Here is a 16567-nt window from a genome sequence, read left to right as displayed (position 1 = left end):
CGCCCCTGAATGGGTTAAGCGCTTAATCCGATCATACAATATTTCCAATTCACTCGCAATCCTTTTTTTTCACCCCCATGTATTCAGTGCGTTCAACTCGAGCTCCGAATCCTTAGGTGTCCAGTAAGTGTTCGCGAAGCGACCTGCCTCTTCTCCATTAATTCCTTCATCATCTCCATCGTATGTTTCCCTACCTCGTTCCTCGGGTAATGGATAACGCTCAATTTGGGCTCGGTCAGCGTCGTCATTAGAATATTCTCTGAACCTAGAATAGCTAGTTGATCTGGAATCAGAATGCCATTCTTCTTACATGTATCTAGAATACCTGCTGCCATCAAATCATTGGAGCAGATCATTGCGCTGAATGGCAATCCTGCCCGGTGGTTGTCCACAAACTTTTGGAAGATCTCCGATGCATTCTCTAATCGCCCGTGACCGCTGAGCAAAGCCTCTTCTTGCAATTCCAATCCTTCTGCCAACATAGCCTCCTGAAAATAGCGCAGCCTATTGACATGATATGATGATGAATCGGTGTCCGTCATGTATCCGATTCTTGTATGCCCTTTGTCCTTCAAATGTTGAATAGCCTGCCTGTATAGATCAGTCCAGTCTATATCCACAAAGGGTATGCCCCGTTCTTGGGCGTTCGGGCTCTGGGTCACAGATAAGATAGGAACTTCCCATTCCATAATCCGGTCATATGTCTCCGCCATTAGCTGTTGTCCAAGTAGGATAATACCATCTACCCGTCCTCGCAGTGATGATATTAATTGCTCTTCCGTTTCCGGTGTATAGCTCTGGAAGAACACTAGGTACGATTCTTCTCTCGCAGCAGATTCAATATGCAATAATAAGCCGGCCTCGAAAGGATTTCCGAGATAGTTAACCAATACTGCCAATTGTCCCGTCTTCTTCGTCTTTAAACTTCGTGCTAGAAGATTAGGCTCATAACCTAATTCTTTCATAGCTGCTAGCACTCTTACTCGCGTCTCCGTCTTGACGTTGCTCTTGCCGTTTAACACATATGATACGACAGCAACAGAGACTCCTGCACGTTCTGCTACTTCTTGACGACTAGCCATCCCATGTTCCCCTCCGATATTTCTACTCGTGTAAATTATACGCAAAAAACGCTTGGCAAGCAATAAAAGGGATGCTACAATGTGCTCAAGAAAGAAATTTACTCGAGTAAATTTAAAGGAGACTACTACAATGAAATCTATTCAACAAGCATTTGACGTTGTCGTTAGCGGCGGAGGACTTGCCGGTTTTTGTGCCGCTGTCGCGTCGGCAAGACAAGGGGCGAAGACGTGTTTGATTCAAGATAGACCCGTTTTTGGCGGCAACAGCTCGTCAGAAATTCGGGTAACCCCCCATGGTGCCGCTGCTTTTCATGCCTATGGCAGAGAAACAGGTATTATCTCGGAGCTGCTTATTGAAGAACGTGCCGTCAATCATGAGAAAATTCGCGAAAACGGTTGGACGAATAGTGTTTGGGATATGGTTATGTATGACATGGCTGTCAAAACGCCGAATCTGAGTTTCCATTTGAATACCACTGTCAACAGCGCTCAAGTCACCGACGGCAAACTCACTTCAATTAAGGCCGTCATCGCCAATGCGGAGACGGAGCTTGAAATCAAAGGAGATATCTTCATCGACTGCACAGGTGACGGTGTCATTGCGGACATGGCAGGCTGCGAATGGCGTTGGGGTTCCGAAGGTCGAGATGAGTTCAATGAACCTCATGCTCCACTTGTTGCCAGTTCCGATACTATGGGCAACTCCATCCATTTCCGTGCCAAAGATATGGGACGTCCCGTGCCGTTTAAAGCACCTGACTGGGCCATTCAACACGAAGATGCGGACTATTTCTATAAACAAGGCCGCACTTTCTACGACTCAGAATCCGGCTACTGGTGGATTGAGATCGGTGTTCCTTACAACACCGTTTATGACAATGAACAAATCCGTCACGAACTGACGCGACATACTCTTGGTATTTGGGATTGGATGAAGAACCGCGACCCGCTCCTGAAAGAACAAACGGCTAATCTTGCACTTGATTGGATCGGTCAAGTTCCAGGTAAGCGAGAGAGCCGTCGAATTATGGGCCGCTACTTCATGACCGAACACGACATTCAAAAACGTACCGTCTTCGAAGATGAAATTGCTTATGGCGGCTGGTTCGTCGATCTTCACACGCCTGGTGGACTTCTGGCTCCAACCGCAGAACCAGCAAGTGCTGAAGGCTATAACGAAACTAGCGAATATGCCCAAAAAAGTTACTGCGGACCTTACGGAATTCCCTTCCGTATCATGGTTAGCAAAGATATCACTAACTTGATGATGGCGGGGCGTAATGTCAGCGTTACCCACGCTGCACTCGGTACTGTCCGAGTGATGTCAACGACAGCCTTGATGGGGCAAGCGGCAGGCACAGGTGCTGCTTATGCGCTCAGAAATCAAGTAAACCTGTCTGACATGTCAGGGGAACATATTGTCAATGTACAGCAAACGCTGCTCCGCGATGGCTGTTTCCTTCCAAATTATAAGAATGAAGATACTGAAGATCTGGCCAAACAAGCAACGACTAGTGCCAGTAGTACAGCCGCAATCCATGGTGTCGGACCTGAAAGCCGCGATTTCACATTCGGCTTCCGTTCGAGAGCTGAGCAGGAAGCTAGAAAGCATAAAGCGGAGCCGCTTACTTACAAGCGCGGGCAATGGATTGCTATTGAGAATGGACGTATTGCAACCATTTCCGTTTGTTTAAGTAACAACTCGGATCTTCCCCAGCAGCTGTCAGCGAAAATAATTCCGGTCGATCACATTTGGGATTATCGAACAGACACAGGCGTCGTTTATGCAGAAACGACATTGACGGTGCCCGTTGGTCAGCGCATATGGGTGGAATGGCCGCTGAATTGGCATGATCCTGCGGTTGGCAATCGTTACATTCAGCTCCAACTAGGTGTTAATCCATCGGTGGAATGGCATTCGGCTAACCATATCCTGCCAGGCCATATCTCTGCTTTCGATATGGGCAGCGGGAAAATGCGCCGCTATCTCAATGATGGCGGCACGCTTAGCTACCGGATCACCCCAGCTCAACAAAGCTATGGTGCAGACAATGTTGTTAGCGGTGTGACCCGTCCTCACCAATTCACCAATATGTGGATGTCTGATCCTACGCAACCACTGCCACAATATGTGCAGCTGCAGTGGAGTGATTCACAAACGATTCGTGAAATTCATGCCACGTTCCCAGGGCATTTGCTGCAAGAATATCATCGCTATGAGCCATTCTATCGGGATCCGCAATGTCCCAAAGACTATACAATAGAGGCGTATATCCAAGAACAATGGGTTGCCATTGTAAAAATTGAAGGGAACTACCAACGATTAGTTAAGCATACGTTGGATCAACCGATCCAGAGTGATCGTATTCGTTTGACAGTCACGGCGACGAATGGAGATTCCTCAGCAGCCATTTATGAGATTCGCTGCTACGGGTGATTGCCGGTGGCGCCTGCAGAGATAGTCGACTTTTTCGACTATCTCTCCCAACAAAAAAACTTGCTCACGATGAGCAAGTTTTTTCACATCATTTACTGCTTCTGTATTCCTTCGGCGACATAAGAAACTGTTGCTTGAATACATTCGTAAAATAATTCGGTTCATCAAACCCGATGGCGCAAGCAATTTCGAATATTTTCATATCCGTATTCCTCAAGAGTAATGCCGCTTTATCCATACGGACGCGAGTGACGAAGCGTGTAAAACTTTCTCCTGTGGCTTTCTTGAAAACAACACTAAAGTAGCTTGGATTTAAATGAATGTGTGTGGCCACATCCGTCAAGCGGCATTCCTCATTGTAATGCTCTTCGATATATTTAATGGCTCGTTCGACCACATTATCACTCTTGGACGCCTGCCATTGATTAAACTGAAGCAGGAAGTGCTTCACTTGCTCTTGTGCCCAATCCAGGACCTCCTTCGGGGTCCACTGGTTCTGCGGCATTTCGTTCGGCAACCTAGCCAGCGAATTCTGATCCTCAGGATCGAATTGCTTCTGAATGGTTCCGTGCAACGCGATAGAAAGTGACAATGCGCCGAGTCGCATCTCTTCCGGCGATGTGAGACTTAGCTCATGAATCACGCGGTTCAACAAGACAAGTAAACTGTCTTCTTGTCCCACTAGAATAGCCGACATGAGCTGAACTTCCATCTCCCTGACCCTTGCTTGGTTAAGCGAGAGCATGATGCCCGATCCTGCTTCATTTCCACTTACTGTAGGAAGTCTAATCGGATCGGAGATTGCCTCTTTCGTTACCAGATACAGTTGTGCCAACTCAATTGCGGGAGGCGCTAGCCCCATTGAGACTAAGCTTGTACGAATTTTCAAATATTCAAAGGAAGCCGTTTGAATACTATCTTGCAGCGTTTCATCCACCTGGTGCCATTCAGCCAATAAGAGGAACGTGTCGTGCTCCACTAATAAGAGGCGAGCTTCCAGACCCGCTCCTTTCACTAGCTCTTCTACAATGTTGGAGAAAGCAAATTGCAACAAGCTCATGTCTCTTTTGCCATTCGATTTATTCGCTAGATCTTCGTTATTCATATGCAGAAACCATAATTCTTTACCAGACAATGTTTGATTCAATCCTGGCAATATGCCCATTTCATAAGGAAGATCCAGTAATACCGCACGAAGCTCTTGATCTTGTTGCAGCTGTCTTTGCAGAAGTTGTTTCTGCTGCTGCGCATACTTCTCATAGAACCGCTCGGACGCTTTGTTCATGATTTGCCGAACATCATCTTCCGTGCACGGCTTGATTAGAATATCTAAAGCACCGAGCCTTACTGCGGCTTGAGCGTATTCGAAATTTTTGAATCCGGTCAAAATAATGACAATCATATCCGGATAATTTTTCCGCAAATGTCCAACGAATTCGATACCATCCATGATAGGCATCCGAATATCCGTCAAAACCAAATCGGGTTGCAGCTCTTCAAGCAGTACCAAGGCATCTTGCCCATTACCTGCTTCGCCGACCACTTGCCAACCTAAATCGCCACTTTGCAGCATTTTAATTAACCCTTTTCTAAAATTGGGCTGATCTTCGACAATCAACACTCTTCCGCTTCTCATTCGAGTGATCTCCTTTCATCATGGGGTAGAAGAGGCAGAATAAGCCTCATATTCGTTCCGCTTCCTAGGACGCTAGCGATTTCCATTCGGAATGGAGGCCCATACACCAACTCAATCCTTCTCACAACACTTCGTACACCTAGACTTTCTCTTCCGTCCGTACGATAAGGCAACGATGAGCCCTGGACCCCCAATATTTGTGCAATAGACTTCTCATCCATGCCACACCCGTTATCGGTAACATCAATCTCGAGGAAGTCGGCGCGGCTGCTAGCCTTGATGATCAATACTTTATGGGAAACCATGTTGCGAAAAGCATGCATGAAGACATTTTCAACCAAGGGTTGAAGCAGCGAGCGCATTACTTGAACATCCATGACATCCTCATCCACTTGAATGATAGTTTCCAAATCCGTTTCAAACAGTTCTTTCTGTATTTTCAAATAGTTGCGAATCTGCTGGAATTCTTCCCTCACCGTCGTCAGCGTTCGAACAGGCATCAAGGAATATTTGAGCATCTCCGAAACGGCAGCGATTAAGTCGGCAGTCTCGGTTTGATCTTGCAGATATAGCTTCCAATAAATTTCATTGAACATGTTGTGCAGAAAATGAGGATTCAATTGCGCCTGTAATGCTTTAAGCTCCGCTTCTTTCTCACTTAACTGCGTAAGATAAACTTCTTTGATTAATCGTCCGACCTGTTCGGCCATCGCATTAAAACTTTCTCCCATATAAGCTAACTCGTCGTGGGTTCGAATTTCAATGCGTGCATCGAAATCACCAGAGCGAACCTTACGTAGTCCAAGCATTAAATCCTTGAGCGGACGAAGTAAGTTACCCGTGGAAAGGACAATCAAAACGCTGGCAAGTAGAATACTAACCAATCCTGAGTACACGATCATTTTGAACACATCACGACTTCTAGACTGAATTTCTGTTAACGAAGTACCACTCACAAGCTTGAAATTGGTTACTTCCGATTCGCCTTGCACGTATAAATGATGCTCCATCATCTGTGTTTGCTCCATATTCTGAAGCAGTTCTAATTGTCCGTTAGGAACAGGCGAATTCGTAAATAACAATTCTCTATTCCTATTAAACAAATACACTTGACCCTGACCTGCTTTGGTCAGCTCCTTAAGTGAACCTGAGAAGAAGGATTCGTCGAAAGCCATCACAAGTACACCGTATGTCGTTAAACTACTATTTTTCATAAACCGAGCCACGATAATCGTATTTCTATATCCACTAGGCTCAATAGAAGAGGCCATCGGAAGACTAATCCAAATGAGGTCGCCAGAGGTGTCATTAATTTTGGAACGAATCACTTTATATACATTTTCATCTGGAGCATTAATCGCAGAAGTCGTATAACTGAAATAGGAAGCGTTTCCATTTAAGTCATATAAATACATCCCCGTAATGTAAGGTGCATCCGATTTGAGCTGATAAACCTGATCCTCGATTTGCTTTTTATCATAATAGCGATCAAAGGCATCCGAACTCTCATTTAAATTAATGCGGGAAATTAACTTTTCGATGGATGGATTGAACACAACCGTTTGCGAAATACGCACCACTTCTTGTACCTTGAGGTCCAACTTCGCTAACGCTTCTTCATTCGTGCTTGTAAATTGCTTGCTGATCTCTTCCTCGAACAGGTTTAAATTATAGCGATACGTTAAATATCCGGTCAAGCAAAATGCCAATAAAATAATAATGGATATACTGAGAATAAGTTTCACCCTGAAGCTGCGATTAATCATAAGTACATTTCGAATCCAGGACAGCATCTCATTTACCCCTTTGTTTATAAGTGACCTAGCCTTAAACGATATTATAACAACATTTTTCATTTTCTCGCTAATTTTCCTTCAAAATAAAGCAAAACCGATGTTTCCTGGTTGAGGAGACATCGGTTTTGTTATTGATATCTATTGCTTGAACGTGGTCAACAACCGCTTAACGGATTCACCATTTTCATTCGTGAAAGTCTCAAATACTTTGACCTGAATCGGGAAATCCAGTTGGTTGGATCTCGCATTTAAATCTATTGTGTTGGTACCGCTGTACAAACGACCTTCACCCGACAAGGCTTCAACTGATTTTCCAATCGGATTGCCAACATTATCGAATAATTCGAATGAGAGCATACTATTAAACCTATCAACCGTAACATTTTTATCTGCTTTAATGTTCAGATCTAGTTTCAATTTATAATCATAAATCATAGTAGCTTGGAAAATCGCTGTTATTGACCAATCTTTAATCGTAATTTCATATGGATACACGTTAAGAGTTTTACCCGTCACATCGTTCTTCTGAACAGGTACCTTTGCCGAGGCGAGCAGTGATTTATAAGTTACTTCTCCATTTGATTGTTGGCTGTAAAGGTTCATTTTGAGACCTTCGCCTGTCTCTGAAGCTGGGAGTGCATACGAATAACTAACGACATACGAAGCATTCGGAACAACGGTCAGTGCTGTAGCTCCCTGTCTTCTTCCGCCATACGCATAACCATCTGCACTAACAAGCTCCGTCTGTATCGCTGGAATCGGTATCGGACGTTCGCTGTTGTTCGTCAATTTAAACTTGGCGACGGCCGTATTGAAGCCATCATCTTCATTGCTAGTTACATGTAATTCAACTAAAGAAAGATCGACATTCGAAGGAACGAATTTATTCGTTGCGTCGAGTCTAACTGGCGTGCCTAATGTATATTCGGGTACCGGGATGACTCCTTGCGTCGCAGCACCAGTAGGAAGAAGAATGTTGACACGTCCTACCCGGTAGGTGTCTTCCAAGGACTTGCCTTCACCCACTGACACGGCAAAACTCTCTGGTGTAACGACATTCAAGCTTGTAAATTCCGTATCCAGATCTGTTGGAATGACAATGTGGATGTATTTCTTCTCTCCTGGATCTAGTGTAACTGCGGCTTCAGCACGACTTCCAGAATAGACTTTCGATTCTGATTTCCCATCGATCCCAAAGTTAGGTACAGTTTGACGCTCTTTGGTAGGATTGTTCACTCTAATTTGAACAACCGTAGACACGCCTTTGACTGTAATTTCCTTATGCATATCTACAGGAGTGAAGCCAAGAGGCGAACGCAGCGAAGGTAACGTGAAAGTTTCTCCCCATTTAAGAATTGCAGATGAATTCGTTATGATACCATCACTGCCACTCCATACGTCACCTGTATCTACAGGTATTGTAAGCAGTGTGGTTTCTGCTTTCGGATACACGTCCATATTCACTTCGATAAAATCGAGGCTTGTAAGCGCAACTTCGTCACTGCGATCAACGCTCGACAAGTAGCTGAGTTCCACCTGGCTCTTGGGTTGAATCGATTTCACGTTCTTAGCACTTGGTTGCAGTGTATATGCAATGCCATCTGACATGAGGCCGCGTAGTTCAAAATCAGGAACGCGTGTGATTCGATCACTCGTATTTTTAATGCGAATGACTGTACCGAGTTTGGTTTGGTCCGATTGGTGCTCATTTATAATGCTTTTGACTTCAACCTCGATTTTATTTGAAAGCGAATAGCTGACATTCGAACTTGCAGAAGTAACTGCTGCTAAGTTCTCACTATCCGCAGCCATTGCAGGTAAAGATAGTGCTGATAATAGGGCAGCTGATAGAACAAGCGTTGCTAGAGATCTTTTCATCTTCTTATTCACTTATTGCTCCTCCTCAAACGTATTTGATATGATTAGTTCCCTACTTTAACTTTGTCTTGATCTTTCAGTTGATGTTGTCCAGAGATGACCAGAATCTCTCCTTCTTTGACCCCAGAAATAACTTCCTGATTCGTCTCATTCAATCGACCAAGTTCAAGTTTACGCTTTTGTACCGTTTCGCCATTCAGGACAAAGACAAAGTTATTTCCACCTTCACGAACGATGCTTAAGCTTGGTATGACAGGTACGTTTTGATCATCATCTTTGGTTAGTTCTACTTGTGCCTTAGATCCTGGTTTCAACTTGCCATCCGGATTCGGAACTTCTAGCTCCAGATCATACGCTTTGGATTGACCGTTAATAACATCGGATAAGTAGGTTACCTTAGCCCCTGCTTTCGTCGTTACACCTGGAATGTAGAAAGTCAGTTCACTCTTTCCTCTAACAAGGTTAGCTGCCTCTTCACTTAATTGAGATTTGATTTTAACGGGATTCGTTTGTTGCACTTCCCCTACACGTCCGCCTGGCGCTAAGGTCTGACCGACTGTAATATTTAAATCCGTCAATTTACCGGAAGCTGGTGCTTTTACCTCCAGATTGCTAAGGGCTCTATCGATACTCTTGGCACTGACTTGCGCCGTTTCCAAACCGGATTCCGCTTGCGCCAATGAGTTCGTCTCTTGTAATGTCTTTAGTGATCTACGAGCGCTGGCTAAATCTTTCTTAGTATTACTAAGCGCCGTCTCCGCCTTTTCTAGTTGAGATTTTGTGGCTGTTCCTAGATCGTATTCATTGCGAGCCGTGTTATAAGCTTTCTCCAAATCACTAACGGCGGTTTCTAATTTAGAAACACCATCTTTGGCATCTTCAATCCCGTTCGAAATCTTCTGTTTTGCCTCCGTAAGTCCAGCCTGTGCTCCTCTAATACTTACGTCATTTAAATCTTTTTGTATCTGCACATCCGTCGGATCTAATCTGAAAAGCACTTCCCCCTTCTCCACGATATCTCCACGTTTCTTCAAAATTTCAATGACTTCGCCACCTGACTTGGCGATAATGTCTAATTGAACGGATGATACTACATCACCCACTTGTTCAATCGGTTCACCAATCTTTTGTTTCGCGACTTTGGCTGTTTTCACTACTTTCGCCCCTTGTTCAGTGGCTGTTGTTGCTGCAGGACTTACCGCTGGAGATGCGGAACATCCCACGGCTATCGCCGCGCTAAGCGCGAGAACACCGAATATCTTGGTACTCTGTTTGATCATAAACAACTGACGTTTCATAGTCCTTTTCCCCTTTTCCCCTATTTAGATAGTTATCGTGCAGATGCAGCTTGCTCGGAATGTGTGGCTTTCGGCTTACGATTTCTCTTGAAGAAACCGCCTTCTCTTTTCTTAAATAGGATCTCATACATAATAGGTACGATTACGAGCGTTAACAGTGTTGAAGTTGTAAGGCCGCCAATAACGACAACAGCTAAACCTTTGGAAATAATCGTTCCTTTGGATAATCCAAGTCCTAACGGCATAAGTGCCAGTATCGTTGCGCCCGCAGTCATGATAATAGGTCTCAATCTCGTAATCCCAGCTTCAATCAGTGCGTCACGAATCGAGTAATCTTGCTCTCTTAGCTGCTGTACGCGGTCTACAAGTACAATTGCATTGGTTACCACGATACCGATCAGCATCAGGAAGCCGATTAGTGACGTTACATTGATCGATTCGCCCGTTAACAATAGTCCTAGAAGGCCCCCAATCGCTGCTAATGGCAGTGAAAACAGAATAGCAAGTGGTGCTCTTGCGTTACCAAAGGCGATAACCATTACCATGTAAACAATGAAAATCGAAGCAATGATGGCCATAAACATTTGCATGAAACTCTTTTGAATATCGTCGGATACACCCTTTACTTCACGAGTGACGCCAGAAGGAAGTTCTAACTTAGCCAGTTCCTCCGTAATTTTCTTGCTGACGCCACCTTTATCCGTAGCATTAATTTTGGCACTAACACTCACAATTTGCTCTTGATCCTCACGGCTAATGCTGTTAGGGGCTTCAATCTGTTCAACACGTGCTACTTCATTTAACTGTATGGTTTGACCAGTAGGCGTCTTGATTAAAAAAGTACCCATTTTGTCCACCGAATTTTTGTACATCGGATTCAACATAACTTTCGTGGCGTAAGTAATGTTATTGAATTTCAAATCTCCTAACTTCTCTTCGGCTATCCAAGCGTTGACTGATTGCAAAATTTGAGCACTTGAGAGACCATACAATCGCGCTTTATTTTGATTGACAACGATCTCGACTTCCGTTTTGGAATCGCTCAAACTGTCTTTAATATCATTCAGCTCAGGGAATTCCTTCATTTTGTCTTTGACCAACTGGGACGCTTGCTTCAAGTAAAGCTGGTCATCCCCTTTTAGTGAGTATGAGAAATCAGCTCCTGTAGCGGTGGGAGGTCCTCCAGTAAAGAGTGTAATATTGGCATCTGACCCGTCTGGCATCAGTTTCAACATGTCTTCCTTATACGTTTTGACATCCTCATTCGCATTCGTTTCAGCTGTTAGTTCGAAGAACATCATGGCTCGATAAGCAAATCGATCGCTGCTTTGGTTATAGCCAACCAATGATTCAATGTACTTGAATGCAGGTTTGCCAGCTTCGTCTGTATGTACCTTTAACGCTTTCTCCAGTTCTTTGGACTTCTCATTCATCATTTCAATGGAGGTTTCGCGCGGCATTTTAATCTCAATCACACCTTGTTTGACCGCTTCACTATCCGGCATGAAAGCTACCGCTAAATTAGGAACAGTAATGATGATTGAGATCACAAGGGCAACGCCAGCCAGCAACAATGTCTTGATGCGGTTGTTCAACGACCAGATCAGTGCCTTCTTATATTTCACTCCCATAGGCCCAACGTGATTCTCGTCGTGACTTGCAAGTTTCTTGCTTTTGAGCACCATAATCTTCGCTAGCATTGGAATTACGGTTAAGGCAACGAGTAAAGAGGACATTAACGCTACGACAAGTGTTATTGCAAAAGGACGGAATACTTCTCCAACAACGCCGCTTACGAATCCAATAGGACCGAATACACCGACTGTTGTAATGGTAGAAGAGGTAATTGCACTTGAAACTTGTTTCGTTGCTAATTTAATAACCGATTCATTGCGATCTTGCGCTTTCTGAAGCTGACTATAGATATTCTCAATAACGACGATACTGTCGTCCACGACACGCCCGACTGCTATGGCCATTCCACCTAATGTCATGATGTTTAAGGAAATACCTAGTGGGCCCATGAATAATAAGGTAACAAGAATCGAGAGAGGAATTGATACGAGTACAATGATTGTCATACGAGCATTACGTAGGAAAAGCAAAATCATTAAGGAAGCAAGTATGGCACCTAATCCGCCCTCTTGCACCATTCCGTGGATGGAATCTTTAATATCGTTGGCCGAATTATAGATTTTGTGGAATTTCACGCCAGGCAGCGTTTGGCCCCAGTCAGTCATCAACTTATCCGCACTATCTGCAAATTCAACAGCGTTCGCGGCTTTCGTTTTGTAAAGCAATACGCCAATGGCTGGCAGATCATCTAATCTGGCGATGAACTTGGATTCGCTGATCGCTTCCACTTTGGCAATTTGTTTGAGAAGTAAGGTGTCGCCTGAATTCGTTGTAATTTTTAAATTATCTAAGTTATAAATGGTATCAAGCTCACCTTTGACACGAACCATTTGTGTATTTCCATTGAAATCTACCGTACCTGCTGGGCTAGATACCAATGAGGCTTTGATCAAGCTTGAAACGTCGGATGGCGTTAAACCATAATTATTGATCGCAGGCGCATCGAGCTTAATGGTAAGTACTGCATCCTGATTCCCTACGGAGTCTACATGGTCGATACCCTTCAGCCCATTAAAGCCGGGAAGAATCGTATCTTTGTAAGCTTTATCCAGCTCAGTTTGGTTCATCCCTGCTTCACCGTAAACTGCCAAATAATAGACAGGTTCAGAAGCAAAACCCGCTGTTAATACTTTAGGCTTCTCAGAGCCTTGTGGCAGCTTAACATTGGAAATCAAGCTCTCCACATCTTTCTTCACATCTTCCGGCTTCTTATCTTGGTCTAATTCCAAAATAATCTGAGAGTAATTGTCTTGCGATCCGGAACTTAAAGTCTTGAGTCCGTCCAAGCCTGCAACAGCCTTCTCGAGCGGTTTCGTAATTTCATCAAGGACATCCTTTGGAGGTGCTACGTAAGTCGTACTAATAATGACAACCGGAAATGTAATGTCAGGCATACTTTCTACCTTTAATGTGGTAGTAGAATAGGTTCCTCCTACAACCAACAGCAGCATGACGATGAAAATCGCTGCCACATTTTTCATTGAAAACTCAGTTAATTTGGACATGCTCACTTCTCCCCTATCACCAGCTTTAATGCTTACACTCTTACTACTCACTCTTTCATCTTACTTGGAATTAATTTGCAATAAATAACCTAAAATTGACAATTCTTTGTTTTCTTGATCAGGATTTATTATAGCTTTTCATCATCATAAAAACAGGTGTGCAAAGTCATATTATAGTCATATTATGGTAATATAAAATGGTACAGACGTTTGTGACTTCATGTGATTAATATCAATGAATGCAAAAGAAACCGATGCTCCCCAACTAGGAGGGCATCGGTTTTGTGATTTCCAAGCCTTTACTTGCTTTTATACGCCAGCATATTCAGCAGCACGGTTACCGCCTCTGCTCTTGTTGCATAGTCTTGAGGAGCGAATAGATGATTGCCCCCTCCTTGCATAACACCTGTTTGCTTCACGTAAGCAACACTTGCCTTGGCCCATGCAGGAATATGCTTGTCATCGGCGAAGCCGGTCGTGATGGTTGCCGGAATCGACTGACTCATTGCCTTCGCAATGATAACCGCCATCTCACTCCGCGTAATCTTTACGCTTGGGCGGAAAGTACCATCTTCATAGCCTTGAATCATACCTGATTGTACAGCTTGCGCAACTGCCTGCTTCGCCCAATTTCCAACATTCGCTGTATCTGTGAAAGTGAGCGTTACTCCTTCACCTTTCATTTGTAAGGCATTCATCGCCATCACAGCAAATTCCTCACGCGTTACTGTTTGATCCGGTGCAAACGTTCCATTCGGATAACCAACAACGATTCCACTACTTATCGCTTGTTTAATGTTTGTTTCTGCCCAGTGTCCAGCAATATCCGTTAGGTTATTGGTTAGATTCGTGTTAACAATGAATACGCCATATTTCGTGAAGTGATTCACTTCTACAGTAATGCGATCCTCATTGATTTTGCCGCCAGGAACCTCTACCCATTCCTTCTTCACTTCGTCATAGTAGCGTACAACTACTGTTTGGTTACTACTCAATTTGGCTCTATCAAAAGCAAACGTCAAGGTAACCGGTTTTTTGAAGTTCTCCGCGAAGTTTTTCAAAATCTCAAAAATCGGACTAGCTAGTGTAGTTTTATTCGTCAACAACTGCTGCGTTTCTAACACTTTAGTTATTGTTAATTGCAGTAATTGGTCTGTAGCATCGGCCGGAATTGAGACAATGGCCTCATTACCCAAGCTAACAATACCTCTTCTGCCAACAGGAAGCGTTAATGTACCATCTGTTGAGGTTACGGGGTTGTCAGTGGTTATAGGTGAAGTTGAATTCCCGCCACCTTCACTGCCACCCGATGGAGGAAGTTGAGCTGCTACGACAACTTCGACTGTCGCTGTGAGGCTGCGTGTATTGGTTGTGTTAGCTGGCAAGCTGCCTAGCGTTGCCGTGAAGGTGTAGCTACCTGCTACGGAGGCGTTGTAGCTGTCCGTATCTAGCCATGCGGTCACCGGCACTGTAATCGTTCCACCGTTTGCGGTTACTGTTGCATGGCTTGCTAGCAATGCCGTTGTTACTGCTGCCGCATTTGCGTAGGTTGCTGAGCCTACAGTTCCAGCTGAAATATTCCCAATGGCATCGAATGCAGTGATGTTTGTAATTACTGGAGACACAACTACTTCAACAGTCGCAGTTAATCCGCTTGTATTGGTTATGTTAGCAGGCAAGCTGCCTAACGTTGCCGTGAAGGTGTAGCTACCGGCAACGGAGGCGTTGTAGCTGTCCGTATCTAGCCATGACGTTATCGGCACCGTAATCGTTCCACCGTTTGCGGTTACTGTTGCATGGCTTGCTAGCAATGCCGTTGTTACTGCTGTCTCATTCGCGTAGGTTGCTGAGCCTACAGTTCCGGCTGATATATCCCCAATGGCGTCGAATACGGTGATGTTTGTAATTAATGGCGATACAACTACTTCAACTGTCGCTGTTAATCCACTTGAATTAGTTGTGTTAGCAGGCAAGCTGCCTAACGTTGCCGTGAAGGTGTAGCTACCGGCAACGGAGGCGTTGTAGCTGTCCGTATCTAGCCATGACGTTATCGGCACCGTAATCGTTCCACCGTTTGCGGTTAATGTTGCATGGCTTGCTAGCAATGCCGTTGTTACTTCTGCCTCATTCGCGTAGGTTGCTGAGCCTACAGTTCCGGCTGATATATCCCCAATGGCGTCGAATACGGTGATGTTTGTAATTAATGGCGATACAACTACTTCAACTGTCGCTGTTAATCCACTTGTATTAGTTGTGTTAGCAGGCAAGCTGCCTAACGTTGCCGTGAAGGTGTAGCTACCGGCAACGGAGGCGTTGTAGCTGTCCGTATCTAGCCATGCGGTTACCGGCACCGTGATTGTGCCGCCGTTTGCGGCTACTGTTGCATGGCTTGCTAGCAATGCCGTTGTTACTTCTTCTGCATTTGCAAAAGCTGCCGCCCCGGCCGTACCAGCAGCTACATCTCCTATAGCATCAAATGCTGTGATATTTGTAATCACTGGCGACACAATTGCTTCAACTGTCGCGGTCAGGGCATTTGTATTGGTTGTGTTAGCAGGCAAGCTGCCCAAAGTTGCCGTAAATGTATAACTACCCGCAACCGATGCATTGTAGCCATCCGTGTCTACCCACGACGTTACCGGTACTGTGATTGTGCCGCCGTTTGCGGTTACACTCGTATGACTTGCCAACAATGCAGCTGTCACTTCTCCCGCATTTGCATAGCTTACCGAGCCGGCCGTACCTGCCGCTACATCTCCTATCGCATCAAATGCTGTGATATTTGTAATCACTGGCGACACAACTACTTCTACTGTCGCTGTCAAACTGTTTGTATTAGTTGTATTCGCTGGCAAACTACCCAACGTTGCCGTAAATGTATAGCTCCCAGCTACAGCTGCATTGTAACTGTCCGTGTCTACCCACGCCGTTACTGGCACCGCAATCGTCCCACCATCCGCCGTTACACTCGCATGACTTGCCAACAATGCTGCCGTCACTTCACTCGCATTCGCATAGGTTGCCGCTCCCGCAGTCCCAGCAGCTACATCCGTGATCGCATCAAATGCGGTGATGTTTGTAATCACTGGCGACACAACTACTTCAACTGTCGCTATAACGCCATTTGTATTAGTCGTATTCGCCGGCAAACTACCCAACGTTGCCGTAAATGTATAGCTCCCCGCAACTGATGCATTGTAGCCATCCGTGTCTACCCACGCTGTTACCGGCACTGCAATCGTACCACCATCCGCCTTTACACTCGCATGGCTTGCCAACAACGCAGCTGCCACTTCTCCC

The 16567-nt window shown here is 44.8% G+C and carries 8 protein-coding genes; 1 reads left to right on the top strand and 7 read right to left on the bottom strand.

Features of this window, described 5'->3' with window-relative positions:
- Positions 1 to 92: 92 nt before the first annotated feature.
- The gene (locus tag AC58PV_RS27555) at positions 93 to 1082 is read right to left on the bottom strand and encodes a LacI family DNA-binding transcriptional regulator (RefSeq protein ID WP_497435898.1); all 990 of its coding nucleotides are present in this window, start codon (positions 1080 to 1082) and stop codon (positions 93 to 95) included.
- A gap of 130 nt (positions 1083 to 1212) precedes the next feature.
- Between AC58PV_RS27555 and AC58PV_RS27550 the strand changes: the two genes are divergently transcribed.
- Complete coding sequence (locus AC58PV_RS27550; RefSeq protein WP_497435896.1) at positions 1213 to 3519, top strand: FAD-dependent oxidoreductase; 2307 nt, start codon at positions 1213 to 1215, stop codon at positions 3517 to 3519.
- 88 nt (positions 3520 to 3607) lie between these two features.
- On the opposite strand, the gene AC58PV_RS27545 is transcribed toward AC58PV_RS27550, so the two are convergent.
- From AC58PV_RS27545 to AC58PV_RS27520, 6 genes are all read right to left on the bottom strand, one after another.
- Complete coding sequence (locus AC58PV_RS27545) at positions 3608 to 5155, bottom strand: response regulator transcription factor (RefSeq protein WP_497435895.1); 1548 nt, start codon at positions 5153 to 5155, stop codon at positions 3608 to 3610.
- Positions 5152 to 6948, bottom strand: coding sequence for a sensor histidine kinase (locus AC58PV_RS27540; RefSeq protein WP_497435894.1), 1797 nt, complete (start codon positions 6946 to 6948; stop codon positions 5152 to 5154). Before AC58PV_RS27540 ends, AC58PV_RS27545 begins: the two co-directional genes overlap by 4 nt.
- Before the next feature lie 141 nt (positions 6949 to 7089).
- The gene (locus tag AC58PV_RS27535; protein WP_497435892.1) at positions 7090 to 8841 is read right to left on the bottom strand and encodes a hypothetical protein; all 1752 of its coding nucleotides are present in this window, start codon (positions 8839 to 8841) and stop codon (positions 7090 to 7092) included.
- A 32-nt stretch (positions 8842 to 8873) separates the two neighbouring features.
- Entirely contained in the window at positions 8874 to 10127 is a 1254-nt protein-coding gene (locus AC58PV_RS27530) for an efflux RND transporter periplasmic adaptor subunit (protein WP_497435891.1), read from the bottom strand.
- A gap of 32 nt (positions 10128 to 10159) precedes the next feature.
- Entirely contained in the window at positions 10160 to 13267 is a 3108-nt protein-coding gene (locus tag AC58PV_RS27525) for an efflux RND transporter permease subunit (protein ID WP_497435890.1), read from the bottom strand.
- A gap of 299 nt (positions 13268 to 13566) precedes the next feature.
- Positions 13567 to 16567, bottom strand: a 3001-nt coding sequence (locus AC58PV_RS27520; protein WP_497435889.1) for an S-layer homology domain-containing protein, incomplete at its 5' end; no start/stop codon positions are given.

It is taken from the genome of Paenibacillus sp. J22FR83, assembly GCF_059691955.1.
This window is presented reverse-complemented; position numbering and strand designations above follow the sequence as displayed.

What these genes read in the sequence shown, in the direction of transcription:
- AC58PV_RS27555 (WP_497435898.1), bottom strand. Translation starts at nt 1,082, where the DNA reads ATGGCTAGTCGTCAAGAAGTAGCAGAACGTGCAGGAGTCTCTGTTGCT.
- AC58PV_RS27540 (WP_497435894.1), bottom strand. Translation starts at nt 6,948, where the DNA reads ATGCTGTCCTGGATTCGAAATGTACTTATGATTAATCGCAGCTTCAGG.
- AC58PV_RS27550 (WP_497435896.1), top strand. Translation starts at nt 1,213, where the DNA reads ATGAAATCTATTCAACAAGCATTTGACGTTGTCGTTAGCGGCGGAGGA.
- AC58PV_RS27545 (WP_497435895.1), bottom strand. Translation starts at nt 5,155, where the DNA reads ATGAGAAGCGGAAGAGTGTTGATTGTCGAAGATCAGCCCAATTTTAGA.
- AC58PV_RS27530 (WP_497435891.1), bottom strand. Translation starts at nt 10,127, where the DNA reads ATGAAACGTCAGTTGTTTATGATCAAACAGAGTACCAAGATATTCGGT.
- AC58PV_RS27525 (WP_497435890.1), bottom strand. Translation starts at nt 13,267, where the DNA reads ATGTCCAAATTAACTGAGTTTTCAATGAAAAATGTGGCAGCGATTTTC.